The organism is Prosthecochloris marina (genome assembly GCF_003182595.1).
Lineage (GTDB): Bacteria > Bacteroidota > Chlorobiia > Chlorobiales > Chlorobiaceae > Prosthecochloris > Prosthecochloris marina.
The window spans coordinates 1-26,985 of sequence record NZ_PDNZ01000006.1 but is presented as its reverse complement, the minus strand read 5'-3'; the positions used below and the strand labels follow the sequence as shown (position 1 = coordinate 26,985).

General features: G+C 46.8%; 27 protein-coding genes and 1 pseudogene. 11 read left to right on the top strand and 17 right to left on the bottom strand.

What is annotated here, in order from left to right; translation table 11 throughout:
- Positions 1 to 8 precede the first annotated feature (8 nt).
- From CR164_RS08985 to CR164_RS08975, 3 genes are all read left to right on the top strand, one after another.
- A complete protein-coding gene (locus tag CR164_RS08985) occupies positions 9 to 1,298 on the top strand; it encodes an O-acetylhomoserine aminocarboxypropyltransferase/cysteine synthase family protein (RefSeq protein ID WP_110023658.1) in 1,290 nt (429 codons plus the stop codon).
- A 93-nt stretch (positions 1,299 to 1,391) separates the two neighbouring features.
- Positions 1,392 to 2,465 (top strand): homoserine O-acetyltransferase MetX, encoded by a 1,074-nt coding sequence (gene metX / locus CR164_RS08980; RefSeq protein WP_110023657.1) that lies wholly within the window; start codon positions 1,392 to 1,394, stop codon positions 2,463 to 2,465.
- A gap of 315 nt (positions 2,466 to 2,780) precedes the next feature.
- Positions 2,781 to 2,957 (top strand): DUF2934 domain-containing protein, encoded by a 177-nt coding sequence (locus tag CR164_RS08975; protein WP_110023656.1) that lies wholly within the window; start codon positions 2,781 to 2,783, stop codon positions 2,955 to 2,957.
- 102 nt (positions 2,958 to 3,059) lie between these two features.
- On the opposite strand, the gene CR164_RS08970 is transcribed toward CR164_RS08975, so the two are convergent.
- From CR164_RS08970 to CR164_RS08955, 4 genes are all read right to left on the bottom strand, one after another.
- Positions 3,060 to 3,545, bottom strand: a complete 486-nt coding sequence (locus CR164_RS08970) for a DUF4405 domain-containing protein (RefSeq protein WP_110023655.1) — start codon at positions 3,543 to 3,545, stop codon at positions 3,060 to 3,062.
- A 193-nt stretch (positions 3,546 to 3,738) separates the two neighbouring features.
- Positions 3,739 to 4,716, bottom strand: coding sequence for a sulfotransferase domain-containing protein (locus CR164_RS08965; protein ID WP_161953509.1), 978 nt, complete (start codon positions 4,714 to 4,716; stop codon positions 3,739 to 3,741).
- A 180-nt stretch (positions 4,717 to 4,896) separates the two neighbouring features.
- Positions 4,897 to 6,180 (bottom strand): serine--tRNA ligase, encoded by a 1,284-nt coding sequence (gene serS / locus CR164_RS08960; RefSeq protein WP_110023653.1) that lies wholly within the window; start codon positions 6,178 to 6,180, stop codon positions 4,897 to 4,899.
- A 124-nt stretch (positions 6,181 to 6,304) separates the two neighbouring features.
- Positions 6,305 to 6,760, bottom strand: coding sequence for a GatB/YqeY domain-containing protein (locus CR164_RS08955; RefSeq protein ID WP_110023652.1), 456 nt, complete (start codon positions 6,758 to 6,760; stop codon positions 6,305 to 6,307).
- Positions 6,761 to 7,271: 511 nt separating this feature from the next.
- Between CR164_RS08955 and CR164_RS08945 the strand changes: the two genes are divergently transcribed.
- Positions 7,272 to 7,601 carry a hypothetical protein gene (locus tag CR164_RS08945; RefSeq protein ID WP_110023650.1) on the top strand — a complete coding sequence of 110 codons (330 nt, stop codon included), beginning with the start codon at positions 7,272 to 7,274 and terminating at the stop codon, positions 7,599 to 7,601.
- Between the two features lie 147 nt (positions 7,602 to 7,748).
- Here CR164_RS08945 and CR164_RS08940 read toward each other — a convergent pair whose 3' ends face one another.
- Together CR164_RS08940 and glgP are read right to left on the bottom strand one after the other, a co-directional pair.
- Complete coding sequence (locus CR164_RS08940; protein WP_110023649.1) at positions 7,749 to 8,693, bottom strand: dihydroorotate dehydrogenase; 945 nt, start codon at positions 8,691 to 8,693, stop codon at positions 7,749 to 7,751.
- Positions 8,694 to 8,730: 37 nt separating this feature from the next.
- Positions 8,731 to 10,842 carry an alpha-glucan family phosphorylase gene (gene glgP, locus CR164_RS08935; RefSeq protein ID WP_110023648.1) on the bottom strand — a complete coding sequence of 704 codons (2,112 nt, stop codon included), beginning with the start codon at positions 10,840 to 10,842 and terminating at the stop codon, positions 8,731 to 8,733.
- Positions 10,843 to 11,018: 176 nt separating this feature from the next.
- On the opposite strand from glgP, the gene CR164_RS08930 reads away from it, so the two are divergent.
- The gene (locus CR164_RS08930) at positions 11,019 to 11,858 is read left to right on the top strand and encodes a metallophosphoesterase family protein (protein ID WP_239994523.1); all 840 of its coding nucleotides are present in this window, start codon (positions 11,019 to 11,021) and stop codon (positions 11,856 to 11,858) included.
- A 125-nt stretch (positions 11,859 to 11,983) separates the two neighbouring features.
- On the opposite strand, the gene CR164_RS08925 is transcribed toward CR164_RS08930, so the two are convergent.
- From CR164_RS08925 to CR164_RS08895, 7 genes are all read right to left on the bottom strand, one after another.
- On the bottom strand, positions 11,984 to 12,478 hold the full coding sequence (locus CR164_RS08925) for a ferritin (protein ID WP_110023647.1): 495 nt from the start codon (positions 12,476 to 12,478) through the stop codon (positions 11,984 to 11,986).
- A 124-nt stretch (positions 12,479 to 12,602) separates the two neighbouring features.
- On the bottom strand, positions 12,603 to 12,983 hold the full coding sequence (locus CR164_RS08920; protein WP_110023646.1) for a hypothetical protein: 381 nt from the start codon (positions 12,981 to 12,983) through the stop codon (positions 12,603 to 12,605).
- A 135-nt stretch (positions 12,984 to 13,118) separates the two neighbouring features.
- The gene (locus CR164_RS08915; protein ID WP_110023645.1) at positions 13,119 to 13,625 is read right to left on the bottom strand and encodes a flavodoxin; all 507 of its coding nucleotides are present in this window, start codon (positions 13,623 to 13,625) and stop codon (positions 13,119 to 13,121) included.
- Positions 13,626 to 13,667: 42 nt separating this feature from the next.
- Entirely contained in the window at positions 13,668 to 14,000 is a 333-nt protein-coding gene (locus CR164_RS12945; protein WP_146204156.1) for a hypothetical protein, read from the bottom strand.
- Positions 14,001 to 14,161: 161 nt separating this feature from the next.
- Positions 14,162 to 14,806, bottom strand: a complete 645-nt coding sequence (locus CR164_RS08905) for an energy transducer TonB (RefSeq protein ID WP_110023643.1) — start codon at positions 14,804 to 14,806, stop codon at positions 14,162 to 14,164.
- Entirely contained in the window at positions 14,803 to 15,210 is a 408-nt protein-coding gene (locus CR164_RS08900) for an ExbD/TolR family protein (protein WP_161953508.1), read from the bottom strand. Before CR164_RS08900 ends, CR164_RS08905 begins: the two co-directional genes overlap by 4 nt.
- Before the next feature lie 2 nt (positions 15,211 to 15,212).
- Positions 15,213 to 15,812, bottom strand: coding sequence for a MotA/TolQ/ExbB proton channel family protein (locus CR164_RS08895; RefSeq protein ID WP_110023641.1), 600 nt, complete (start codon positions 15,810 to 15,812; stop codon positions 15,213 to 15,215).
- Between the two features lie 120 nt (positions 15,813 to 15,932).
- Between CR164_RS08895 and CR164_RS08890 the strand changes: the two genes are divergently transcribed.
- The 4 genes from CR164_RS08890 to CR164_RS08875 all read left to right on the top strand — a co-directional run bounded on the left by CR164_RS08890 (position 15,933) and on the right by CR164_RS08875 (position 20,433).
- The gene (locus tag CR164_RS08890) at positions 15,933 to 17,840 is read left to right on the top strand and encodes a TonB-dependent receptor plug domain-containing protein (RefSeq protein WP_110023640.1); all 1,908 of its coding nucleotides are present in this window, start codon (positions 15,933 to 15,935) and stop codon (positions 17,838 to 17,840) included.
- 19 nt (positions 17,841 to 17,859) lie between these two features.
- Complete coding sequence (locus CR164_RS13240; RefSeq protein ID WP_239994522.1) at positions 17,860 to 18,321, top strand: c-type cytochrome; 462 nt, start codon at positions 17,860 to 17,862, stop codon at positions 18,319 to 18,321.
- Between the two features lie 8 nt (positions 18,322 to 18,329).
- Positions 18,330 to 18,518, top strand: a complete 189-nt coding sequence (locus CR164_RS08880; protein WP_110023639.1) for a YezD family protein — start codon at positions 18,330 to 18,332, stop codon at positions 18,516 to 18,518.
- Between the two features lie 88 nt (positions 18,519 to 18,606).
- The gene (locus tag CR164_RS08875; protein ID WP_110023638.1) at positions 18,607 to 20,433 is read left to right on the top strand and encodes a TonB-dependent receptor plug domain-containing protein; all 1,827 of its coding nucleotides are present in this window, start codon (positions 18,607 to 18,609) and stop codon (positions 20,431 to 20,433) included.
- A gap of 125 nt (positions 20,434 to 20,558) precedes the next feature.
- On the opposite strand, the gene dmeF is transcribed toward CR164_RS08875, so the two are convergent.
- From dmeF to CR164_RS08855, 4 genes are all read right to left on the bottom strand, one after another.
- Complete coding sequence (dmeF, locus tag CR164_RS08870) at positions 20,559 to 21,527, bottom strand: CDF family Co(II)/Ni(II) efflux transporter DmeF (RefSeq protein ID WP_110023637.1); 969 nt, start codon at positions 21,525 to 21,527, stop codon at positions 20,559 to 20,561.
- 73 nt (positions 21,528 to 21,600) lie between these two features.
- Complete coding sequence (locus CR164_RS08865; protein ID WP_110023636.1) at positions 21,601 to 22,557, bottom strand: sirohydrochlorin chelatase; 957 nt, start codon at positions 22,555 to 22,557, stop codon at positions 21,601 to 21,603.
- Between the two features lie 44 nt (positions 22,558 to 22,601).
- Positions 22,602 to 23,171, bottom strand: coding sequence for a PepSY-associated TM helix domain-containing protein (locus CR164_RS08860; protein WP_167392943.1), 570 nt, complete (start codon positions 23,169 to 23,171; stop codon positions 22,602 to 22,604).
- Positions 23,172 to 23,183: 12 nt separating this feature from the next.
- On the bottom strand, positions 23,184 to 24,122 hold the full coding sequence (locus tag CR164_RS08855) for a sirohydrochlorin chelatase (protein WP_110023635.1): 939 nt from the start codon (positions 24,120 to 24,122) through the stop codon (positions 23,184 to 23,186).
- 218 nt (positions 24,123 to 24,340) lie between these two features.
- On the opposite strand from CR164_RS08855, the gene CR164_RS08850 reads away from it, so the two are divergent.
- Both CR164_RS08850 and CR164_RS08845 read left to right on the top strand, forming a co-directional pair.
- Positions 24,341 to 26,701, top strand: a complete 2,361-nt coding sequence (locus CR164_RS08850) for a TonB-dependent receptor (RefSeq protein WP_110023634.1) — start codon at positions 24,341 to 24,343, stop codon at positions 26,699 to 26,701.
- Between the two features lie 84 nt (positions 26,702 to 26,785).
- A pseudogene (locus CR164_RS08845) lies at positions 26,786 to 26,985 on the top strand (MotA/TolQ/ExbB proton channel family protein); the annotation flags it as partial.

Genomic DNA, 26,985 nt, shown 5'->3' with positions numbered 1-26,985 from the left:
CGTCTACCATGAGTCAGCCATATTCCTCCTACCGGTTTGAAACGCTCCAGGTTCATGCAGGCCAGGAACCTGATCCTGCAACGAACTCTTGTGCAGTTCCGATCTATCAAACAACTTCGTATGTGTTCGACAGTGCGGAACACGGTGCGAACCTGTTTGCTCTCAAGGAGTTCGGCAATATCTACACCCGGCTCATGAATCCCACTACGGATGTACTCGAAAAAAGACTTGCAGCGCTCGAAGGAGGTAAAGCGGCGCTTGTTGTCGCGAGTGGTCATTCAGCGCAGTTCATAGCATTGAGCAATATCTGTGAGGCAGGTGATTCAGTTGTTTCTTCCAGTTTTCTGTATGGAGGGACCTACAACCAGTTCAAGGTTTCCTTTTCGCGATTGGGGATCAATGTCAGGTTTGCAGAGGATCTTCAGCCGGGAACGTTCGAAAGTCTGATCGATGAGACAACAAAAGCCATTTACCTCGAATCGATAGGGAACCCAGCGTTTCATGTACCGGATTTCGAGGCAATTGCACATGTTGCTCATAAAAGCGGTATTCCTCTGATTGTCGACAATACTTTCGGTTGTGCCGGCTATCTCTGCAGACCCCTCGATCATGGTGCCGATATTGTGGTTGGTTCTGCAACGAAATGGATTGGCGGGCATGGTACTTCCATGGGCGGGGTCATCGTCGATGCAGGGGCTTTCGACTGGAGCAATGGAAAGTTTCCTTTTTTTACAGAGCCTTCACCAGGTTATCACGGTCTCAAGTTTCACGAAACATTCGGTGAGCTTGCTTTTATCATCAGGGCGAGAGTCGAAGGGTTGCGGGATTTCGGGCCGGCTATCAGCCCTTTCAATTCGTTTCTTCTGCTTCAGGGACTCGAAACCCTGTCGCTCAGGGCACAGCGCCATGCCGATAACACCTTGGCTCTTGCTCTCTGGTTGCAGGGGCATCCGGCAGTTTCCTGGGTAAACTATCCAGGTCTTCCAGATCATCCAACGCATGAAAATGCAAAGAGATATCTTGCCAATGGGTTTGGTTGTGTTCTGACGTTTGGTGTTGAAAAAGGCTACGAAGGAGCCATCGAGTTTATCGACAGCGTTACACTTGCCACTCACCTTGCCAATGTCGGTGATGCAAAGACGTTGGTTATTCATCCTGCATCGACAACACATCAGCAGCTTAGTCCGGAGGCACAGGCTGCTGCCGGAGTCGGCAGGGATATGGTCAGGGTTTCGGTCGGCATCGAGCACATAGATGATATAAAGAGTGACTTTGAGCAAGCCTTTTCAAAATTGTAAGAAGTGGCTCGAGGAAGCTGAAAAAAGAAAAGCTGTATGTCCTGAAAAGGATACATGAAAAGATTCTCCCAATTTGAAAACGAATAACCGGGGATGGAGTATATCGATATCATATCTGAAAAGACAGGATTTTTTGTCAGTCGCAAACCTTTCGGCCTCGAACTCGGGGGTGAACTGCCGGAAACGACTATAGCCTATCGTACCTGGGGTTCTCTGAACCGGGAGCGAAACAATGTTGTGCTCATCTGTCATGCTCTGACCGGTTCGGCGGATGCAGATACCTGGTGGGATGGCATGTTCGGTGAAGCGATGGGTTTCGACGATACTGAAGATTTCATTATCTGCAGCAATGTACTCGGCAGTTGTTACGGTACGACCGGACCGCTTTCCCACAATCCTCTGACCGGCAGACGTTACGGGCCTGATTTTCCTGCGGTGACTATCCGCGACATGGTGAGGCTGCAGCGGTTGTTGCTCGATGAACTGGGCATCCGGCAGGTGAAACTGGTTGTCGGAGCATCGCTTGGTGGAATGCAGGTTCTCGAATGGGGATTCATGTTCCCTGAAATGGTACGCGCACTGATGCCGATGGGCGTGTCCGGGCGGCATTCCGCATGGTGTATCGCCCAGAGTGAAGCCCAGCGTCAGGCAATCAGTGCGGACCGGGACTGGATAGACGGATGGTATGAACCGAATGCTCCGCCGGCAAAGGGATTGGCGGCCGCCCGTATGATGGCGATGTGTTCCTACCGGAGCTTCGACAATTTCCAGGAACGTTTCGGGAGAGATAAAAAGGACGAAACGACCTATCAGGCTGAAAGCTATCTTCGCTATCAGGGTGAGAAGCTCGTCAACCGTTTCGATGCAAATACCTATATAACCCTTACCAGGGCAATGGATACTCATGACGTGTCTCGCGGGAGAGGGGAATACAAAAGGGTGCTCGAGTCTCTTGCCATGCCTGTCGAGGTGCTTTCGATTACCTCGGATATTCTTTACCCTAAAGAGGAGCAGGAAGAGCTTGTAGAGCATATTCCCGAAAGCCGTATCGAGTATCTCCATGAATCATACGGGCACGATGCGTTTCTCATCGAAGTTGACAAAGTCAGCCGTCTGGTGAAAGCTTTTCGGGACAAGATAACGGCAAAGGATAGCTCGGCAGCCTAGAGGGCATCTTTGTAATTCCCTTTTTTGAGAATAACTGCGTTACGCCTGGGCTTCCGCGATGCCTAGCCTGAGGTTTCGGAGCAATCCTTCGGTGTTAGGTCGCTTCTTGATCTTGAAGTCAAAAAGTGTTTTTCTGAAAAACCGTTGAGTCGGAGAGGTTGAAAGAAGTTACAATTTACATGAATGTAACAAGGTGATTCTTGACAGAATAAGAGGGCCGGAGTAATTTGACTTTGCTGACGCTGAAGTACACGTTCGAAAAGATGTGAAAAAGCAAAGTAGTAGCGGATGGTTTAACCTAAGAATACAACAGCGATGTCAAACGAAACGAATGAAAAGCAAGTCATGACACAGGAACAGTGTGAAGCGCAGATAAGGCTTGCAGCCTACTACCTGTGGCAGGCAAAGGGCGAAAAGCACGGATCGGATGTCGAGGACTGGCTTGAAGCGGAGTCAGCGTTCGCCAAGTCAACTGAGTCTGTTCAACAGTAAAACATTTGAGCCGTATTGTTTTTTTTCGGGCGTGATGGAGGTACCCCTTTGCTCCATCACGCACGTTATCCATCCTTCACGCCGTCATCATAGCTACAGTTCTTATTCAAAAATCGTCCAGAGAATATCCATTTCTTTTTTTCCGTTCATACTTGCAATCTCCTCGATGGTCATGGATGTTTCGGCGTTTGAAATTCCCTTACCCTCAAGTTTACCGATAAGAGCATCACTGCTTTGACCGGTCATATCGGCGAGCATTTCAATTTTTGCCGACTCGAGCGCTCTGAACATGTTCTTTTTGGGATTGCCTTTCTCGGAAGAGGGTACAACAATTGAAAGCATGGTGATGATCACACCTGCACCGATGATGGAGAGAGGCAGCCGGCGTGAAAAGTATGCGATGAAAGGTTTCCAGTTCGCAAAGGTATGAAACAACACCCCGATCACCATCGCCCAACTCAGCCACTCATGGACAGGTTTGATATATCCAGCGTCGACTTTAAAAAACATCAGAATCCCTGTAACGGCAAGGATGATGAACGTTCCGGCAGCCAGCGGTGTAGCCCATGATTTCATTGTTGCGCTCATATGCTTTCTCCTCCTTTCAATGGTTTTTCGTCGAATTACAATGCCGTTTGATTGTTACTATGCACGAGGATGCAAAAAAGTTTCATTTTTTAGGGGACGTTGTAAATAATTTCCACATTTCCTGTATCCCAGAGTGAACAGGACGCATTATGTCTATGAAATGTAGCTTTGCTTTAGGGGAAAAGGGACGAGGTTATAAACCTTGGATTGTGTTCAGCACTTTCCGGTTGGGCATAGAGTTTTCGTCGTAAAGTTCGGCTAGGCCGAACTCATCGAGGATGCTTAATCCCGCGTCGATTTGTTTAAGAGAAAATTCGTTTTTCCAGGAGGTTACGGGAGATTTGTCTTGAAAAAGGCTGCTGTCTTTGCTGACGACCCTGCTTGGGCGTTTGATAGTTTCTTCATCAAGTTCAACGTGGCAGTTTTCGCGAGTGTTCTTGACGAACCGAAATGCAGAAGAGAGCTGGTTGTTCGGATCGGCAAAAACTTCCTCATAAAATGCGATGTGAACCTTGTCCGGTGCAAACTGTCGAAGCGGCACATAGTTTATGATTGACCAGATGAGGATTTGGCATAGGATGTAGTCGTTGTTCTCACTGGTTTTTTTGATGAGTTCTTCGAAGGGATGCAGGTAATCGTCATAAAGTTTCTGCTGGTTGAGCAGCAACATCGGATCAGTTAACCAGAACCAGTCTTTCTTTTTGCTTTTTGAGAGGGCAACTGAAAAAGGATTTCTGATCAGCAGAATGATTTTCAGGTTCGGGAAACGAATAGATGCCCAGTAAGCAAAGAGGTTGGCAAAAATATCCTTGATCAATAAACCACCGTAAAAGTGTGAGTGATTGGCCGAGTCAACCACAGGATGGGTAAATGTTCCACTGAAAACATCTGCAGCAATGCGCTCAAGCTGATCGTGTGAATCATCAGGTCTGACATACTCATGCGGTGATAAAAAGCTCATTTCATCGACATGCTGGGGATGAAACGGCTCGAACATCTCCCGGTACTTTCTATCGTGATTGAGCAGATCGGAAACCCACGTTGTGCCACTTCGGCCGTCTCCGATCAACCAGATGACTTCATCATAATTGTCAAGCAGACGATTGGCGTGCAGGGTTACATCTCTTACAGGTTTCAGCAAATGGGACAAGATGATCTGTTCGATGTGCACGGCTTTTTTCCTTTCAAGTTTCCGGTTTGCCAAACAACAAAAAGATACATCTCTATTATTTGTGGATAAAATAAAATGATGGCAGAGGCTCGAGATTTTTATGATGAGCTTTATTCCATCTACTCCCTACAGTAAGCAGAGATGTGCAAAATGCATCTCTGCTGTTTGTAGAGCAGGGTCCTAATCAATCAGGTTGAATCCTGTATATTTTCTCAACACTTCCGGTACGATAATTGTGCCTTCGGGGGTCTGGTAGTTTTCGAGCAATGATACCATCAATCTCGAAGTCGCAAGTCCGGAACCGTTTAGGGTATGGATGAAAACCGGTTTCGATGAACCTGAAGGTTTGAAACGGATGTTGGCCCGCCGTGCCTGATAATCCTCGAAATTGGAGCAGCTTGACGCTTCAAGGTATTTGTTTTCAGCAGGTGACCAGACTTCGATATCGTAACATTTTGCAGCACTTGCACTGATGTCACCACTGCAAAGAAGCAATACGCGATAAGGGATTTTAAGTGCCTTGAGAATCGCTTCAGCATTCTGTAAGATCTCTTCCAAGGCCTCATACGAATCCTCCGGGCGTGTGAACTTGACCATTTCAACCTTATTGAACTGGTGCACCCTGAGGAATCCCCGTGTATCTTTTCCATAGCTTCCGGCTTCCCTACGAAAGCAGGCCGAGTAAGCAGCATAAGATATGGGAAGCTGTTCGTCACGAAGCATTTCTTCGCGGTGAAGATTCGTAACCGGGACTTCTGCAGTCGGGATTGCATAGAGGTTATCCTCGTTCATGTAGTATACCTGATCGGCAAACTTAGGCCACTGTCCCGTACCTCGAAGCGAGTCTTCGTTCACCATAAATGGAGGGAAGATTTCGGTATATCCGTGCTTTTCAGTGTGGTAATCAAGCATAAAATTCAAAAGCGCACGTTCGAGGCGTGCTCCTTTTCCTGCATAGACAGGAAAACCGCTGCCGGAAATTTTAGCGCCTCGTTCAAAATCAAGAATGCCCAACTTGTTTCCGAGGTCGAGATGATTCATCAAAGGGAATTCAAGGGCATGGTCGAAAGTTACCGGTTCTTTGTAGATGACATTATCCTCTGATGAGCTGCCGGTTGGAACTTCGATATGGAGTTTGTTGGGAAGTGAAAGTAGTATCGCTTCCATTTTTTCCTGAAGTTCTCCCAAGGTTTCGTTCATGCGGGCAATGTTATCCGCCACCTCTTTCATTTCACGAATGAGGTCTTCTGCAGAGCCTTGGCCGGTTCTTTTGATAGTGGCGATATCTTTTGAAACCTTGTTTCTCAACGCTTTGAGCTCATCTGATTTTTGGATGAGCTGTCGACGCTGCTTATCGCATTCAAGCAGTTCATCGAGCAGGACACAGTCCTCTGCTTGCTGACGTTTTTTCAGCATTTCAGCGACTTCTTCCGGGTTTTGTCGGATATAATTGATGTCAAGCATGTTAATGGAACGCTGTTTTGGTACTTCGTTATATGAGCGTATTTACCCTAATCACCGTTCATTCTTTACCGATTACAATAATGTCAATCACGGTGATTGGGCTTTACAAAGGGGGTTGGCGATATTACGATAAGGCAGATTTGACGATTTCCTGAACTTTTCCGCCATCGGCCTTGCCTTTGAGCTGTTTCATGGCGGCGCCCATGACCTTTCCCATATCTTTCATGGATGTTGCACCCACCCCGGCAATGATATCCTTTACAGTAGCTTCGATTTCTTCATCTGCCATCTGGGCAGGAAGATAGGTTTCAATCACCGAAAGCTCTGCTTGCTCGGTTTCTACGAGGTCCATTCTCCCGGCATCTTTATACTGTTGAATGGAGTCTTTACGTTTTTTGGCAAGACTCATGACAACTTCAAGTTCCTGTTCTTCGTTCAGCTCAGCCTTACCGCCAACTCGCAACGAAACTTCCTTCTCGAGAAATGCCGCTCTGATTGCCCTAACGGTATTTATCCTGTTTTTATCGCCGCTTTTCATGGCTTCTTTGAGGTCCTGGTCGATACGCTCTTTTAAACTCATCGTTGTAGCAGTTTGTTGTGATCAATCAAAGAAATGGTGTCAGCCAAGATAAGTTCAAAAGTCAAAACTCAAAAGTTAAAAGTAAAAACTATAAAACTGGGTGTCAGCAATACTCTGCTTTGTAGAAGTGAATGCTCGTTATTCGCGAAACTCAGGACTCTTGATGTGGGATATACTCAGTTTTTTTCCTTTCCCGATCGTCAGAATTTCCATATTTTATATGCAACATTTCTTTCCTTTTTCAGCATTACCCCATTGCAGTTCCTGTTGTTTTTGAATAAACAGTGACAAGTGCTGTCGTTGCTCGATGTAAAGAGAATGACTGCATATAGGTTGCCCAAAATTCACTGTCTGTGCGGATTAATCCGATCAATGTCGATTACCGGCCAATGGAAGGAAATTCCTCGATGAAGCTACAATTTGCAAGGAGGTGATGCATGAGGTTCGGCAGTTATGTGTTTTGTCTGATTGCATAGTTTCGTTAACCATTTTTTTATGAGGAGATAAAATTATGGCTGTCACTGGAGACTGGACATTGTTTTACGATTGGGGCTGCGATGGCTCTTACAGTAAGACTTCGATGACCGTCAACTCTGATGGAACATGGACCAATGGTGAGGGCTACAATGGTCCGTGGGTGCAAATTGCCGGGATGTTCATGTTTACTTTCAACAACAGTGAGACAACATATGCCGGTAACCTTGCGAGCAAATCGATTACTGGTATTTCGAGTTCTTTCAGCGGATCGAATGGCTGTTTCTACATGTTGCAGTCAGGTGTGCCGACTGCTTTTGGTGCAGAACGTGTCGGCGGTAAGCTGGACTCTCAAGGCGGGAAGTAAATGACATAACCGGAGATGTTGGGTGGAGGTTTTTTTCATCGCCCAACATCTCCAATGTATACCGCGCTGAATTCACCGTCTCTGTCGGCCTGTTCCATGTAATTATATTATGCAGGGGTCAATTATAGAGGCTGAGGCCTCTGTTTTTTATCCTACCATCAAACTACCCGTATACTCCTCGATAGTCGGGTTTTCAGGAGCAGCAAAGAACTCTTCGAGGTTATCGGCAACGGTTTCGCCGATATCGGGATCGACAAAATTCATGGTGCCGATCTGAATCGCCTTGGCTCCGGTGAGCAGGAATTCCATGGCATCTTTAAACGAGGCTATTCCGCCCATGCCGACTATCGGTATCTTGACAGCGTTGTAAACTTCCCAGACTTTGGCCAAAGCTACAGGCTTTATGGCGGGGCCTGAAAGCCCTCCTGTAACGTTGGTCAAAAGGGGTTTTCTTTTTTTATAATCAACAGCCATACCTACCAACGTGTTGATCAGCGATACCGAGTCGGCACCTGCTTCTTCTGCAGCCAATGCGATGGAGCTGATGGAGGTAACGTTGGGGGTAAGCTTTACCATGAGGTGCCGGCTCGTAATCGAACGCAGTTTCGAGATGATTTCGAACGTTGCTTCGCGGCTGACACCCATGATCATGCACTCTCCCTTGACATTGGGACAGGAAAGGTTTATTTCGTAAGCGTTGATGTCTTCGCAGTCTTCAAGGTGTTCGATGACCGTACAGTAATCATCGATGGATTTTCCTGCGATATTAACGATAACCGAGGTATCAAGCTGCTGTAGAAAAGGGATTTTTTCCGCTATGAATCTCTTCAGGCCTACATTTGCAAGACCGATGGCATTTATCATACCACAGGGGGTTTCGGCAATGCGCTGTGGTGGGTTTCCTTGACGAGGCTCGGGTGATATGGCTTTGGTGACAATGCCTCCTATTTTACCCAAGTTCGTAATCTTGTTGAGTTCTTCTCCATACGAGACCGTTCCCGATGCGAGAAGAACCGGGGAGCGCAGGTCGAGACCGCGTCCGAGGGAGACAGCCGAAAACCGCGATGATTGCTGTTCAGGGTCTTTTGTCATTGTTGAAACAGCCTTTTTGCTAATGAACGAATGGTTTTCAATCTTTCAGATAATATTTCAATGTATAGTCTCTGACCATCCTGTGGGTATTGTATTCAGGACCGATGGTTGCAATCGCTTTGCGGACCTTCTTGAGCCATTTGACGGGAATATTATCCACGTTTCGGTCATAAAATGTAGGGATTATCTGGTTTTCAAGAACATCATAGAGCTTTTCTGCATCATGATGGTTCTGAGCTTCATGATTGTCAAGCACTTCGCCACTTCCAATCGACCAGCCGTTTTGACCATCATAGGCTTCAGGCCACCAGCCATCGGGTACGCTGAAGTTCAAGCCACCGTGCAGAACGGTTTTCTGTCCGGAAGTCCCGCTGGCTTCCATCGGTCGTATCGGATTATTGAGCCAGACATCGACACCGGATATCATGCGTTTTGCCACACCGAGATTGTAGTTTTCAAGAAAGATGATTTTTCCCTTGAACTGGGGAAGACGGGTATGCTCTACAATCTGCTGGATGTAATGTTTACCGGCATCGTCGTGGGGATGTGCCTTGCCTGCGAAGATGATCTGCAGAGGCATTGTCGGGTGGTTGATAATCCTGGTGAGGCGTTCGATGTCCGAAAAAATCAGCGGTGCTCTTTTGTATGTCGCAAAACGTCTTGCAAAACCTATGGTAAGAACATCTGGTGACAGAGGGTTTTTGCTTGATTTCGATGAATCAGCCTCCATATAGGTTGTATAAACATGCTGATGGAAAAGCTGGTTTGAAAGGTACCTATAGATAAAGTCGATAAGGTTTCTTTTCAAGCGGTAGCGCAGGCACCACAGCTCTTCGTCGGTTACTTTCGCAAGAACCTTCAATGCCTCATCCTGGGATGATGTCAGTGTGTCGAGGCTGTCGGTATAACGGTGCCAGAATTTATCTGTAAAACCGCTGGTCCAGCTTGCTGTGTGGATGCCGTTTGTGATGTGCCCTATAGGGACGTCACCTGGAGATTCAGCTGAATAAATATGCCGCCACATTTTACGCGATACCTCACCATGCAGCTTTGAAACACCGTTTGCATTTCGTGAGAGGTTAAGTGCAAGAACTGTCATGGTGAACAGATCGTGAGGATTCGAAGGGTTTTCGGAGCCAAGGCGGAGTAAATCCTCAAAAGCTATGCCGTTTTTCTGGAGGTACCGGTCGAAAGAGTAGTGCATCATGTCACGTGAAAAACGGTCATGGCCTGCGGCTACCGGGGTGTGTGTCGTGAATACACATTGTTCTTTGACATGTGCTTTTGCTTTTTCAGGTTCCACGCCATTGGCCAATTCTTTTGCAAGGAGTTCTACCGTGAGAAATGCGGAATGTCCTTCATTCATATGATAGACTGCAGGATCGATTCCCAAAGCCCTGAGCAATTTAACGCCGCCGATACCCAACACAATTTCCTGATTGATGCGCATGTTCTGATCACCACCGTACACTCTGGAACAGATGTCACGGTAATGGGACTCGTTAGCCGGAATGTTGGTGTCGAGAAGATAGAGTTTCGCTCTACCGACATTAAGGTACCAGGCCTGGGCAAGTACTTCGCTTTGAGCGATATCGAGGGAGATGATCAGGTCGTTACCGTCAGCGTCTGTAACTTTTTCCAGAGGAAGGCTTTCCGGATACTGTAAAGGATAGTCTTCCAACTGCCATCCTTCCTGGTTGAGATATTGGCGGAAGTATCCTTCTTTATAAAACAAGGTGATGCCAACGAAGTTCAGGCCCAAGTCGCTGGCGGACTTGATGTGGTCACCGGAAAGGACGCCCAAGCCTCCCGAGTAAATCCTTACGCTTTCATGTATACCGAACTCTGCACTGAAGTAGGCAACGGTTTTTTCTGTCAAAGAAGGGACATGTTTGGATGCCCATGTATCCTTTTCTGAGAGATATGCTTCAAAACGCTTTGTGACGTTGTCGAGTTTCTTGCCGAATTCGCAATCAAGGCGGGCTTTGAGTTCGTCATGTGAAATATGCCGCAGGAGTTCGACAGGGTTATGATTGACTCTTTCCCAGATAAGGGGGGAGAGTTCCTTGAAAAGCTCTTTTGCTTCCGTATCCCATGACCACCAAAGGTTTCGGGACAGATTTTGGAGTGATTCGATTATATGGCGCATAACTTAAAATGAAAGAATGAAAATAGTCCAAAAAGATTGCTGTGTGTATTCTTCCGAATAGCTATTTTAAACGGCGGTAATTTACATTTTCTGTCACTAAACGGCGTCTCTAAAATGTGAATTTTTAGCGGAGCCAGAAAATCAATTGTGTGATTTTGTCTGATACGAGCATAAAATTGGCACATTTTTCAGATTTGCATCTTGCCGGCAGGCATGATAGTCGTGGGTTCGAGCGCCTTGACAAACTGTTAACCGCCATTATCAATTCAGGTTGCAATCATATCGTTATTACAGGTGATCTTTTTAACTCGACCGATCCTTCCGACTGGGCTGCTATCAAAGAGGTGCTACAAAGTAAAAGGCTTTATTCGTGGGACAAGGTGACCGTCATTCCAGGCAATCACGATTTGATCAATCTTGAAGAGGAGATGCGAATCTACAACTCGCTGAATCCGGATTCCAACGGAAGAAAAAAAAGGTTTCGCCGAAAGATGGACGAGTTTTGCGATATGTTCAGTGAATTGATAACAGGAGAAGACGAGACTGCAGGTTTTCCTTTTATCAAGGTGCTCAATTACGGCGAAATATCCATTTCTTTTGTCGTCGTCAACACTGCTTATCCCTGGGCGAATATCGATAATCCGTTGGGTGCAAGAGGATATGTTAAGAGGGGTGAAATCGAGGCTCTTTTCGCTCCCACGGTAAAAAAAGCGCTTCGGGATAGTTTTGTGATTGGAGTTTTTCATCATGCATTCAGGATTTATGAAACGGATGCATTGATCGATCAGGCGTTTGACTGGACGATGGAGCTGAAAAACAGAGAAGAGCTTCTGGGTGCAATGCTTCATTTGAATGCAAGTATAGTACTTCACGGGCATTTTCATCGTTTTCAGACGTATATGATCGGTGGCATGAAGGTGATTAATGGAGGAAGTTTCAATTACAACCCCCGGCGGTATAGCGAGATTGCCTTCGGGCGTGACGGGAGGTATACCCAAAGGTTTGTGGATATATAGGTAATAGGTATTAGGGGTAATGGGGAATAGGGGATAGTGTATGGCAAAAAGAAATGCCCCGGTAGGAAAATCGGGGCTTTTCTTTTTTTTGCTTGATTAATGAGTTATAGGGATGTTCCGTTCTTTCAACCCATGCCGCGGCGGGCAAGCTGGCGATCGAGCATCAGCAAGGCCTGGCCTTTTTCCCCAGCCATCTTAAGGGTTTCGAGAATCTCGGATGCGGATGCTTCCTCTTCCACTTGTTCCTTGATGAAGCCATGGAGCATGACCTGGGAAGCGTAATCGTTTTCTTTCAAGGCTTTTTCATAAAGCTTGTTGATCGAAGCCGTAATAGAACGCTCATGATTCAGTACGTCCTGGAACAGTGCAGTTGGTGATTTAAAATCCAATGAGGGCTGTTCAATTACCCCAAGTTCTACGCGACCACCTCTTTCAATGATATATTTGTACAACTGCATGGCGTGTCCAATTTCTTCCCTCTGCTGCTCTTTCAGCCAATGGGCAATACCCGGAAGATTCAGGGATTCACAATAGGCTGCCATGGAAAGGTAGAGCTGCGCAGAGTACTGCTCCTTGTTTATCTGCTCGTTGAATGCTTTCTGAAGAGTTTTGCTCAACATTAACGGTTACTCCTTTTCTCGGTTATGTTATTAAAAACAACGGGAACGGGATACAATTCGATTAAAAACATCGTTATAGTTTAAAATGTTTCCATTTTATACCGTCTGAGGAGCCTTAGATTGATTAGAAGAGCCAAAAGCCGGATACTTTCCCGTCAATCACACCCATTTTCGCCACTGAATTTTCTTTGCTGTCTACATAGCTGATTTTCCACAGATGAACAGTATTACCATTTTGATGGAGCTTCGATAAATATTCGGTTGTGTATCCTTTTCTGATAAGGGGGGCGAGCTGGTCGGAAACCGAGGAAAAAGCCTGTTTTGGGATGTTTTTTTTGAATGTGGGTGTTCCATTTGATAAAAATGCCTCGTAATCGTTATCTGCAATAGCGTTCATTAGTTGCGATAACACAATGTGCTCTGTCTTCATTTCTTGCTCGGCGAAGGCTGAAGAAAGCGTAAATAGGCTTAGTATCCCTGTGATTATAATTGGTAACGTTTTCATGAAATTTTTCCTGTAGACTTTAAGATTTAAGAATGTTTTTTTAATGCAGATGCGATCGCTTAACACAAACGACCGCCAAGGAGGTAGCGGCCGTTTAATATGGGGGAGTTTGGCAACGAGTGGAGAATCGGAGAGTTACTGGAACGAATTACTGATGTTCGATACCCAATGAGTGACTCGATCGGGTGTCATGTCGTCCTGGTTATCAACATCGATCGCAAGACCAACGAAATTACCGTCTACCACAGCCGTCGAAGCTGCGAAATCGTAACCTTCAACAGACCACGAGCCAATTGTTTGGCCACCTCTTTCTTTGACTTTTTCGTAAATGGTCCCCATGGCATCGAGAAAAACATCTGCATAGTTCACTTGATCTCCGAGACCGAAAAAGGCTATGGTTCTGCCTGAAAGATCCAGCTCGTCAAAGCCCGGTAGAAAGTTTTCCCAATCACTTTGGAGCTCTCCAAATCCCCAGGTCGGTGCACCGAGAATAATATTGTCATAGGATAAAAGAGATTGAGGATCTGCATCGGCAATGTTGTGTAGTTCAACATTGCCGTTGCCAAACTCGGCAGCAATCATCGATGCGACATGCTCAGTATTTCCAGTTTCAGAGCCGTAAAACAAGCCGATGGTTTTCATAAGTAATTTTCTTTTTGAACGTTAATATTATTTTTTGCTCTCTTAACGGGAAGGTTTTTCAACCAGTTCCAGTATTTTCAAGGCTTCGGAAGCACCTTCCTGGATTACAGCGTTGAACTCATCAAAGTCCTTTCCGGAAATGCTGAGCTGTACAACTCCGACCATGAGTTTCAACGTTTTATCCTGCAATATTTCCGGGTTGGCCGATCGCATCTCTTCCCATTCATAGCATTCCCTCATGATGTGAAAGAGCGTTTGTTGGGGGATGGTCAGCATTACATACTTGTAGTGAAGGTGGTAATGCCCACAATGGCATTTTTTCAGCAGGGTATTTTGCGGCCCGCAATGGTGATTATCGCTTTGACGTTCTGGCATAGTTGTGATGTTTTGTTTTAAATTAGACAAAATATAAATAAACATTTTTTCGTGTCAAACATTTTTTTCGAAATTGCATGAAATAATAAAGGGTTCGCAATTGTTGATTTTTTTTTCGAAATGCTGGTAATGAAGTGACTGTGGGCGATGAGTGCAGAGCGTCAGTGGAGCATGTAGCACACTGGAATTTCCAGGCTCAATTCGCCAAGCTCGTAATCGGATGGCGCGGGAAATGGTGACGATTTATTGACGGCATCAAGAGTTGCTTTATCAAGGGGCTCATAGCCAGAGGAGGAAAGCATGGTAACCTGTAGGACGCTCCCGTCTTTTGCAATATGAAGCTTGATGAGCGAGGTGCCTTCATGGTTTTGCCTTTTTGAAAAACGGGGATAGTGCTTGTTCTGTTCGATTTGAGCACGGATTATAGCCAGGTAACTGCTGATTTTCGAAGCAGACGCCTGAGAGGATTTTTGCTGTGAGTCTTGTCCTGTTTCATCGATTGTCTTCTGAAGCAGGTTTTTTTCCTTCGTCGGCCGGATCGCTTGATGTTTTATCTTTTCCTTTTTTTCAGGGGTTTTCTTCTTAACGGGGGCGGGTAACGGATTTGTTTTTTCCGGCTGGCAAGGTGCTTTCTGTTGTCGTGCGTCAGTGTTTTTTGCCGGTATCGACACCAAGCTCAGGTTGATTGCGGTTGAGGGTAATTGTGCCTGGCTTTCAAGAGGGGGGATCCTGTAGAGCAAAAAGCAGGCTGAATGGAATGCAAAAGCAATGGCAAATGAGATGATGTTGATTTGTTTATTGCTCATAACGCCGCTTTTTTTTCCGTTACAACAGCGATATTGTCTGCACCTGCTTTTTTGGCGATGTCCATGACGTTTATTACCAGGCCGAAATGAATCTGTTTGTCGGCTATGAGTCGTATGTTTTTCTCGCGATGCCTGTCCAGGAGCCCGGAGAGTCGCTCATAGAGCTGATCTATAGTTATGTTCTGGCTGTTGAGCGACAGGGAGCCGTCGCTGCTTATACCGAGAGTTATTTCAGGTTCTTCCTGAACGGTTGACGTTTCTGATTCCGGAAGACTGACCGGCATCATTGGTTTTGCATAAATCGATGTCAGCATGAAAAAAATCAATAAAAGAAATACCACATCAATCATTGGTGTCAGGTCGAGCCATTTCCTTTTTTTTGAGGGTGTTAGAAATTCCAGCATGGTTATTTTCCAAGATGTTTTATGGCTTCCGAGCCGTAGTATTGCATCAGGAAGGTAAAGGATTGTACTTTCTCTTCGAGTAGGTGATGCACAACCATCGACGGGATAGCTACTCCGAGTCCTGCTGCTGTTGTCAGCAACGCTTCCCATATTCCTCCTGCCAGCATGGATGGATCAACAGAGCTGTTCGCATAGGCTACCTGTTGAAACGCATTGACCATACCGAGAACTGTGCCAAGCAGGCCTATGAGTGGTGCAATTCTACTGATCAATTCGATAAGATGCAGGTTTTTGCTGAGCCTCTTGATTTCTTTGTTTCCGGTCAAAGTCACTTCTTCTTCGATTGATTCCTTTTTTTCCCCTGCGTGCAAAAGTCCCGCCGTGAGTACAGCTGCAACCGGGCCGGATGATGCTTGGGAAAGCCGCAATGCTCCATCGATCTGTTCCTTTTCGATAAGATCATGAACGGCTTCAGGGACATCGGCCGAGCGTCCCGCCCTGAAAAAATGAATGCTTCGTTCGATGGTGTATGCCAGTGTCAGAACAGAGCAAGCAAGAAGCAGATACATCAGGGGGCCACCAGCATCAAAAAAATACCACATAGAGAAAAACAGGTTACAGGTGCGAGAGACGAAAAAATTTTTCAATAATTACAAATTAATTGTTATTTAGACAAATTAAAATTAGTTAGATTTTCAAAACATCACTGAGGTAAACGTTTTATGGTGAAAAAATTAGTTGGTATTGCAGCGGTAGCCGTAGGTTGTTCTTCTTTTGTTTATGCTGATGAAACTGTTCAGCATCATCAGCTTGGTGAGATGGTAGTGACGGCGACGTTGTCGGAAACACCGGTCGAAAAGATTCCTGCTGCCATCGAAATCATAGATCGAGGTGATATTGAAGAAATGGGGGCGCAGACACTGCATCAGGTGTTGACTGAAGCGCAAGGGGTCAATCTCGAACCAGCCAGTGGACGAATGAGCACTGTTCGTTTGCGCGGGTTGAGCAGCAGCAAGACCCTTGTGATGATCGATGGTATGCGCTTGCCGACAGGGTTTCAGGATAAGGTCGATCTGGGAGAAATTCCTGCTGGACTGATCGAAAGGATCGAAATCGTTCGGGGCTCGGCTTCAGCACTTTATGGTAGTGATGCTATAGGCGGTGTTGTCAATGTCATAACCAGGAAACCGACCAGTGAAACATCCGCATGGTTGAACGCTCAGTACGGAGAGAGTCGGCACGGTGAAGCTGAAAACACGGCATTCGATGCAGGAGTAAGCGGTAGCTCCGGGGCATTGGGGTATGTTATCGCGGGTTCTTTTGTCGATAAAGGCAGGTTTGATTTCGATACAGCGGATCAGCAAACCGATGGAGACGACAAAGAGGTTACAGCTGGAGCGGCAACCCTGACATGGGAAATCGATGAAGGTTCGGAACTGGCTGTCGGTGTCACCTATGCCGATGTAGAGCGTGAGGGGTTACGCCCGAAAAGGAAAAAGGAAAACGATTGGCTGAATACATCGGAAAGATTAACCGGGCGGATAGAGTTCAAGAAAGCGCTCACAGAAAGTTCCAGCATGTTGTTTCGTGCTTATCGTTCGGAATATGACTGGGACGTCAGTCTTACCCCGACGGACGGTTCCGAGCCTGAACTACACGATGTCGAGCAGACTACCGACCAGTTCGAGGGCCGTTGGGTAGGTTCCCTGTTCGGTAGCCACAAGCTGACAGCCGGAATCGAGTATCGCACTGAAGAACGGACTGAAGATGGTGTCGAGAGTGACATCGACAACCTTGGACTTTTTCTTCAGGATGAAGTGTCCGTTACCAACAGACTGAACGCCATTCTCGGCTTGCGTTTCGACGATCATTCAGGGTTTGGATCGGTGTATAGCCCGAGATTGGGGGCAGCTTATCAGTTGAATGATTATTTGCGTGTAAGAGGGTCGTATGGCGAGGGTTTCCGTGCTCCTTCAGCTTTTGAACTCTATTCCGGTTCACCCTATACCATAAGGAGAATCCTTATCCCGAATCCCGACCTCGATCCGGAAACGTCGCGTACGTGGGAAGTCGGGGCTGATCTCGATTACAGTGCTCTCAGGGTGAACGTTACCCTGTTCCGCAATCACATCGACGATATGATCGCTGAAGTCTTTACCGGCCGATACCAGGGATCGAAACCGAAGATACCGATCAATGAAATGCAAAATATTGCCGAGGCCATGACCCAAGGGCTCGAATTGACGGTCAGGCTGGATCTTGGCTACGGACTGTCGCTGGCTGAAGAGTTGACCATGCTGAAAGGGGAGAACCGAACGACGGGAGAAAAACTGCTGTATGTTCCTGATGTTTCAAATGTTCTCAAGCTGGCTTACAACGAGCCCTCTGTCGGTTTTTCAGGTAATGTCAGGGTGGTGACCGTAGGGAGTCAGTATACAGGAGTCGAAACTGAAGCTGAAGCGTACTCCATCGTCAATGTGTATGCCTCGAAATCGTTGACGGACAATGTTCGTCTCTATACGGGTGTTGACAATCTGTTCGACAAGGAGGTTGACGGTGGGTATGGAAACGTCTACGGGGCGGGGAGCAGCGGAACTTTTGTCTATGGTGGTTTAAGTCTCAATCTGTAATGAATTAAAGTAACTAACTGTGAAAAAAAAGTTTTTGTTCGGGCGACATGTGCTGCTTGCACTATCGCTTGCCTGCATTACCGGGGGATATGGATGTGGTTCCCCTCAGAACTCTTCGGATAACAATGATAGTCAGGGTGAAGCTGCAGAAGTGATTGATGGTGGATCGATTTATAAACGCTACTGCAGCAGATGTCATTCCATGGAGCCACCTCCGAAATTCGGTCCACCGATAAAAGGTATCGCAATACATTACCGTGAGGCTTTTGCCGAAAAAAAAGAGGCAGTAGAACATATGGTGACCTTCATGCAGAAGCCCGATGCTTCACTCTCAAAATGTCGTCCTGAAGCAATACGTCGTTTCGGGCTTATGCCTGCCATGAACATGTCTGAAGAAAAATTGAGAGTGGTTTCCGAGTGGCTTTGGGAGCAATTTGATCCGGAACTGAAACGTCTCCATGATTCCGGTCATCATCATTGATAAAAACTATGATAGACAATTCTGAGAAGAAAGCGGTAAGTCACAATGACTGCAAGAGTCAGGACACCATTATTCTGGAAGAGTTGGTTCAGTGTTTTAAAAATATTGCGTACGGGGAAGTTGTTGTCACTATACACGATTCCAGAATTGTTCAGATCGAGCGGCGTGAAAAAAAAAGATTTCCGCCGGAGAAATAAGGCGACTGCACGGGCAGAGCTTAACAGAAGTAACAAAAGAGTGCCCGACCGGATTACCGGAGGATGCTTGGTGTATTAACGTTGTACTATGAAATTACATTTCAATAACAGGAGAATCGGTTCACTTGCGCTGGTTTTGCTGTTTTTTGCCGGATCATCAGGTAAGGTGACGGCAGAGCCGCGCAACGAAACTCTCGACAAGATCGTTGTGAGTGCGACAAAAACGCCGCATACCCTGGGTGATGTGCCGGTCGCAGCCGAAGTCATTACACGTGAGGAGCTGCTCGAAAAAAATGTCCGTACGGTTCAAGAAGCTCTCGAAAAAACAACCGGGCTTACGATCGAGGCGAATTCCGGCTCTTACGGGGATAAGGGGCATGTAAGCATCCATGGGCTCGAGTTCCGTCATACTCTGGTGCTGATCGATGGGCAGCGGATTCTCGGAGGGCATCAGAACGCTATCGATATCCAGCAGATTTCCATCGAGATGATCGAAAGAATCGAGATTCTCAAGGGTCCGGCATCTGCTTTGTATGGCAGTGATGCCGTGGGAGGTGTGATCAACATCATTACTCGAGGGACTCCCGACAGTCCTGAATTTTCCGGTTCACTGGGGATGGGTTCACGGGGCACGACGATCGGAACCGTTTCGGCCGGGACAGGAACCGGGAAGCTCGGGGGTCGGTTCAACTACACCTACCGTGAGTCTGATGGAGTTGATAAAGAGTTCGATCCTTACTATGAGCATATTTTGCAGGGAACCCTGTCGTATGATCTTTCCGAAACAATGGATATAGATCTCAAGCCGTATTACTCCTATAGTGAAATGTCGAAACAGGATCGGTTCCAGGAGCGTTATGGTTTAAACGCACTTTTCAAATGGGAGCCGGATGATGTATCGACAGCACGGATAAGAGGTTCTCTGTTCGATTATCATCACTGGACGGAAGACAGGGCTACCGATTATGTACTGGATGATTATGAGCTGGAGGTTGGTTATTCGAGGGTGTTGTTCGATAAGCATCTGGTGAGCGCAGGTTATGAATTCTGGCAGGAAGAGCGTGAAGATGAAAGTAAATCGCTTTTTGTCGACCAAAATCTGCACAGCTTCTATCTGCAGGATGAGATCGATCTTTCACCGGTTGTCATAGTGCTGGGAGGGCGGCTCGATGCACATGAGAAATGGGGGGAAGAGATCAATCCCAAGGCCAGCGTTATGTATAAAGCATCTGATGCTTTAACCTTCAGAGCTTCGGTCGGGACGGCATTCAAGGCTCCTTCACTCTTGAAACTGTATGGTGACTGGATGATGGGGCCATACCTTGTTCATGCCAATCCTGATCTCGAGCCGGAAAAATCCCTGGGATATCAGGCTGGTGCCGAGTATGCGTTCAGCAAGGATGTGACCGGAAAGGTTTCGCTGTTCAGGAACGAGCTCGAGGATTTGATTGATACGAGAATTGTACGTATGGGGCCTCCTCCATGGGATATGTACTATGAAAATGTCGATGAAGCCATGACACAGGGGGTTGAGGTCAACCTGGATGCTCGCCTCAATGACAATATTTCAGCAAGGGCCGGATATACGCTGCTCGATACGGAAAACAAACTTACAGGAAAAGAACTGGTTCACAGACCCGACCACAAATTTTTTGCAGGTGTTGATTTCAGAATCCCGGTAGCGGATCTTCGTATGCATATCGAATCAGCGTATACCGGTGAGCGTTGGGATGACGAAGATAACACGATAAGGCTCGATGATTTCTGGATATGGAGCGCTTCCATTGCAAAGGAGTTCGGCGAGTATACCGAAGTATTTGTCAAGGTGGACAATATTTTTGATGAGAAAGACATCGATGATGAGTACGATATCGACGGAGTGGAATTTCTTGCCGGGGTAAGAGTTGACTTGTAATCATTGATAGAACAGCTTCATTGCTGTTTTTGAAAGAGTCTCGAGGAGTGTGGCTGGTTCTCGAGACTCTTTTTTTATAAGAGAAGTGTGATCCGGTGAGGGTTGTTGAAGTGTAAAATGTTTTTTCACCGCTGCAGCGGCTGACCGGAAAGCTGCGGTGTGATACAGGGAGGTTCCTTACATTCCTGTACTTCTATGGTAACATGTGATAACTGTTCATAAGGACGTAACAGATTCTTGTAATGTTCTGTTGCATTCGGGAAGTGGGTTACCAGAGAAATTATTGCAGCATAGTCGTTCGCTCCCACTTTCCATATGTGCATATCGGAAACTTTGTTATCAGCGTCCTTCTCGATGGCGTCGAGTATCTTTCTTCGATACTCTTTCTCGATACTCGCATCGAGCAGTATCGGTCCGGTTTCCCTGAGCAATCCGTATGACCAGCGGGTTATGACAACGGCTCCAACAACGCCCATTACCGGATCCAGCCAGTTCCAGCCTGCATGTTTGCCTGCCATGAGCGCTATGATAGCAAGCAATGACGTCAGGGCGTCAGCCAAGACATGCAGGTACGCCGCACGCAAATTGTGGTCGTGGCGGTGATTGTGTTCGTGTGTATGCCCATGATGGTGGTGTGCGTGTTCGTCCTTGAGCATAAAGGCGCTGACTAGATTGACCAGGAGTCCGATGGTTGCGACAGTAATGGCTTCATTGAAATGAATGACCTGAGGATTCATGATTCGTTCCAGCGATTCCACGACCATCACGAGAGCTACGACAGCAAGGGCGACCGCGCTCGAAAAGCCCCCCAGCACCGTGACTTTGCCGGTACCAAAGGTGAATGCGGGATCATTGGCATGTTTGCGGGCGTATCGGTAGGCGAAAATAGTGATCATGAACGCTGCTACGTGTGTAGCCATGTGCCACCCATCGGCAAGAAGAGCCATCGAACCGTATATGCTGCCGGCAAAGATTTCGGCTACCATGGTAACGGCTGTTAAGAGAAGAACGTAGCGTGTGCGCTGTTCCCCTTTGTTGTTTATCGTGATAAAGTCGTGGCTGTGTTGCCATCGAGTCAATGTATGTGCGTGCATGTTTTCATCTTTTTTGCCTGTTTGGTCTCTCTATTCTTTGCAGATTCGACCATGATGGCAAGTTTCAGATTTTTCAGGATTTGGTTCCTGCTTGAATATTTTCAGCATATTCTCTTGCCACATCGATAACCCACTGCTCCAGATAGATGTCGGGGAGAATGGCGTCGGGTTTATACAAAACCCTGCTTTCATGGTCGTTTATTTTTGCAATGCCGCTACCGATAATTTCCCCCTGAAATTGTTCACTGTTCGATACAAGCAACGGGATGACGATCGCTCGTTTTTTCTTTTGGAGTATACGGTTCACCGCAGCAGTGGTCGTGTCCGGACTGTAATGGGCGATGTGACCGCACCAGGCTATGGTATGGTCGGTGATACCTGTTTCATTGCAGACATGCGTACCTACATTATTGAACAGTGTTGTCCACTGTTCGTCAAATGCTGTCGAACCGTAGCCTACGAGCACCAGACCCTCTTCTTGTGCTTCGGTGGAAAATGCTCTCGTTCTTCTGAGAACATTTTTTTTCATGAGGTCGGAAAAATCAAGAGGCGGTGCGAGATGTGTTATTGCTTTCGGCACATATCGTTCTATGTTTTCGAGTTTCATTTTTTCGAGGGAGGCAGGATTTTCTTTTTTCCCGATAATCGTAGGAATGTCGTCGAACATGTGAGTGCCGATGGTCAGAAAAATCGGAATGATGACAATATGCTGGTACTGCTCACGGTCGAACGCTTCCAGGGCATCGGCAATAGATGGTTCAGCGTGTTCCATAAATGCAGTCCTGATGCCGTCTATCCCTTCAATGGCAAGAATTTCCTTCGATATGTTTCTTTCCAGGTCAAGCAGATTCGAGCGCCATCGCTCCGACCTCGAGCCGTGGTTGAGCAGAAGCACTCCTATGCTTTTTGTCTTAGAATTGTCAACGGTTTCCTTTTCCGGTGTGCTGCATGCTGTCAGGAAAATCAGCAGAAATGCAATGATTTTTTGGGGAAGGGGAGGGCAATATTTCCGGTAAAATCTGTGTTTCATGGTAGAGCGGTTATGTTGCGAATTCGGCATGTCGGCGAACGGTATCAAAGGTTCTGAATGATAATGGCTGCGAGGGGAGGGATCAATCCCCCGGTTGTCAGCCATTTTCCTCGACCAGAAAGACCGTTGTTACCTCTCAGCATGAACAGTCCTGACACTGTAATGACAATCAGCATCCCGGCAAAGATATCCGAGGCCCATTTCCACCATTCTACGCTGTTGCGGTGGAGTACATTGACCTGATAGAACAACGGTCTTCGTGATATTTTTTCATATTCACCGGTGCCATCCTGCAAATTGACGAGAAGAGTGGCATCCTTGTAGTATATCTTTACCTGTCTTTCCGAAGGAAAGTCATAGAGTCTGAACGATGATTCCCCCGCTTTAGAGCTGAATTCGGCTATCACTTCATCAGTAATGTCGTCGATCGTGTAACCCTGTCCGAAATCCAGACTGTTTTTGCTGACAATGAAATCGGGGTTCCAATCATCGATATGGTTCAAAGCTATACCGGAAAGACAATAAGCTATGATCAATCCGGCAAAAAAATAGCCCAGGTCACGATGCAGGATGCTGTTGATTTTTCTCAGAGAGTCGCGGTTTTTCTTACTCATATTCGACTGATATTACTGGTTACTGATTGTAGCTGCATACTCCTTGCTGATATCGATGACCCATTGCTCGACATCAGGGTCGGGTAGTATGGCGTCCGGTTTATAGAGCACTCTGTTTTTATCATTCCCGATTTTTTCTATTCCACCTCCAATGATGCGTATCTGGAAATTTTCATCGAAAGCAATCAAAGACGGGATAACAATGGCTGTTTTTTTCTTTTCGAGGATGCGATCGATGGCTGTCGTTGTCGAATCGGGCGTGTAACGTACAATGTGTCCGCACCATCCTATGCTGTGTTCACTGATACCCGTTTCACGGGCTACATATTCCGCTGTCGACCTGAAAAGGTCTCTCCACTCTGTTTCATAAGGTTCCGAACCATATCCGATGAGTACCAGACCCTCTTCTTCGGGGTGTTTTGACAGAGCTTTTGTCCGTCGAAGGACATTGCTTTCGAGGATTTTTCCGAAATCCAGAAGTGGTGTGATATGCACGTTTGCTTTCGGTGTATAGCGTTCGATGTTTTCAAGTCGCAGCAATTCAACCGATTCCGGGTTTTCTTTAAGACCGACGATGGTCGGAATATCATCGAAGGAGTGAGAGCTGACCGTCAAAAGAACGGGTACGATAATGACGTCCGAATAACCTTCCTTGTCGAATTCTTTCAGACGGGTGGCTATTGAAGGTTCATGGTATTCCATAAACGCTGTTTTTATCCCGGCGATATCCCCCCTTTCAAGGATTCTTTGACTGACATTGTTTTCAAGTTCGAACAATGTATTACGCCACGTTTCCGAATGTGACCCGTGACTGAGTAACAGAAGGCCGGTTTTTTTTTCGATACTGTCCGGCTTTTCTACTGGTTCACTCTTGTTGTCGGTACATGCTACCATCCAGAACAGACAGAAGAGAAGGAGGAGTGGTTTTCTGAAGTAAGTCTTGTAAATCATGGCTTTATTTGCTTTAAAATGACCAGTTGCTAAGTGAAAATTTGTGAATAATATAGTGGAATTATTTTTAATTTGTCCAGTTATAATTTGTTTCCTTCGGTTATTTTACTTTACGATGCACTTTTTTCTTGGTTTTTCGAGGTCTATTTTTATTTTGACTCTGTATAAATAAGTGGTGGGGTTTTTGTAATCAGTAAAATTCAAGAAAAAGCAGCAACATGATCTTGAAAAAGCAGGTTAAACAGATATGTGCACTTCTTGCGTTGTGCGCAATCCCCTTTCAGGGGGGTATGGCTGATACCGTTACGGGTAGGGTTGTCAGCGAAGGGGAGCCGGTTCCCTATGCCAATGTCACGGTAAAAGGAACAACTATCGGCATCGCGGCCGATAAAGATGGGAATTACAGGCTTTCCGGCGTTCCTTCCGGTTCGAGGGTTGTCGAAGTTCGCGCAATGGGATACGGTTCGACACAGAAGACGGTGAGTGTGATTGACGGTCAGGAGGTGGAGCTCAATTTCAGTCTTTCGACGTCAGCTCTCAGAGGAAATGAAATTGTTGTTACCGGATCCCGAGACGAAGTGCCGAGGAAAGAATCACCGGTTATTGTTTCAACAGTGAGCGGTGAAGAGCTGACCGAGGTGGTGCAGGCTGCAACGGTTAGTGAAGGCCTGAATTTCGCCACAGGTCTGCGTGTGGAAAACGACTGTCAGAATTGCGGTTTCAACCAGCTTCGTATGAATGGTCTGGAGGGGCCTTATTCGCAGATTCTTATCGATGGCAGGGCGGTGTTCAGCGCGGTCGCAGGTGTGTATGGTCTCGAATTGATTCCGACCAATATGATCGAGCGAATCGAAGTGGTTCGAGGGGGCGGCTCGGCTCTTTATGGCAGCAATGCTATCGGGGGAACCGTTAACCTGATTTTGAAGGATCCGGTTGTCAATTCCTATGAGTTTTCAGGAACTTCTGGTTGGGTCGGTGTAGGCGGTGATGACTTCGATGACGCGGCCAATGATTATACGGCCACTCTCAATGCTTCCGTTGTGTCATCGGATAACAAGATGGGGATGACCGTGTTCGGTTTTTACCGGGACCGTGATCCTTTCGACGCCAATAGCGATGGCTTTTCCGAACTTCCGGAAATCACCAATACAACGCTCGGTCTTCGTGCGTTCAGAAAGATCGGGGACCGTGGCAAGCTGACAGCCGACTTCTTTACGATCGATGAAGACCGTCGTGGTGGTAATGATTTCGATGCAGTCGAGCATGAGGCGGATATCGCGGAATCCATCAAGCAGAGGTTCATCAACGGAGCGCTTACCTATTCTCAGTATTTAAGGGATTATGATAAGCTTTCTCTTTATATCGCCACACAGCATATCGACCGTGATGCCTACTACGGCGCGGAGAAGCAGCTTGATGCTTATGGCCATACGGATGATCTGAGTCTGCAGTTGGGAGCTCAATACAAGGCGGTGTTCGGTCCTTCCCAGGTTATCGCAGGGGTTGAGAATAACCGTGAGTGGCTTGAGGATGATAAGCTCGGTTACTATGATATCGACACGGATACCCATGTGCCTGAAACTCCGGTGGCTGATCAGGAGAGTAATATCGTCGGTGTTTTCGGTGAGTATCAGTATACGTGGGATAAGTTGAAAGCTACACTGGGGCTCCGCTGGGATAATTACGATATCACCAATGAAATCAGCCCGGATGCTGATATATCGGATGATATTCTGCTTCCGAGAGCAACCTTGCTCTACTCCTTTTCCGATGACTTGCAGGCGCGTTTGAGTTATGCGGCGGGATATCGTGCTCCCCAGATTTTCGATGAGGATCTTCATATCGAATCGTCCGGTTCGAGGCGCGTCATTTATGTCAACGATCCGGATCTTACCGAAGAGACCAGCAGGAGTTATATGGCGTCGGTCGATTACGATACCATGGTCGGCGACGTGGATTTCGGTTTCCTCGTCGAGGGGTTTTATACGGAGCTGGAAGATCCGTTCGCTATCGAGATCGGCGAGCCTGACGTAGATGGCAATGTTATCTACACCCGTTACAACGCCGAGGGAGCGGTTGTCAAGGGGGTCAATCTCGAAGCTCATGTGATCCCGTCCAGTATGCTTGGTATGAGGGCTGGGTTTACCGTTCAGTCCAGCAAGTTTGATAATCCGCAGGATGTCAATGATTCGGGAAGCATCAGGGAAGAGAAGTTTCTCAGGTCTCCCGATACCTATGGTTTCATAACGCTTGACTGGGAGCCGGTTGACCGGGTCGGGATTGCTTTGACCGGTAATTATACGGGTGAGATGCTGGTACCGTATTTTGGGCCCGAAATCGCTGATCCAGATGAAGGTGAGTTGCGTAAAAGTGATGCGTTTTTCGATGCCGGACTCAAGGTTCGGTACACGGTTCCGGTCGATGATGCCGGGCTTCAGTTCTATGCGGGTGTAAAGAATATCTTCAATTCCTATCAGGATGATTTCGATTCGGGGATCGATCGTGATCCGGGCTATGTCTATGGTCCGATGAGCCCTCGAACCTTCTATATCGGCATGAAGTTCGGCAATCTTCTTTGATGTAGGGTAATGTTTGTTTTGCCAGCGCCCGTCATGACGGGCGCTGTGCTTGAGGTTTTTTGTTAATGATTGATGATTGCTGTTATGAAACAAGGAATATTCACGCTACTCCTGATCGTGGTGACGACGGTAGTGTCGGGGGGTTTTTACCTCTGGATGGGAACGACCCCGGATGGAACGACCTTTCACGAGCTCTACAAGGGGGGCCAGGTGGTGATAGTGCTGATGGCGCTGATATTGATGGTGATCGCCTATATCGTGGAGCGGATGATAGCGTTGAACAA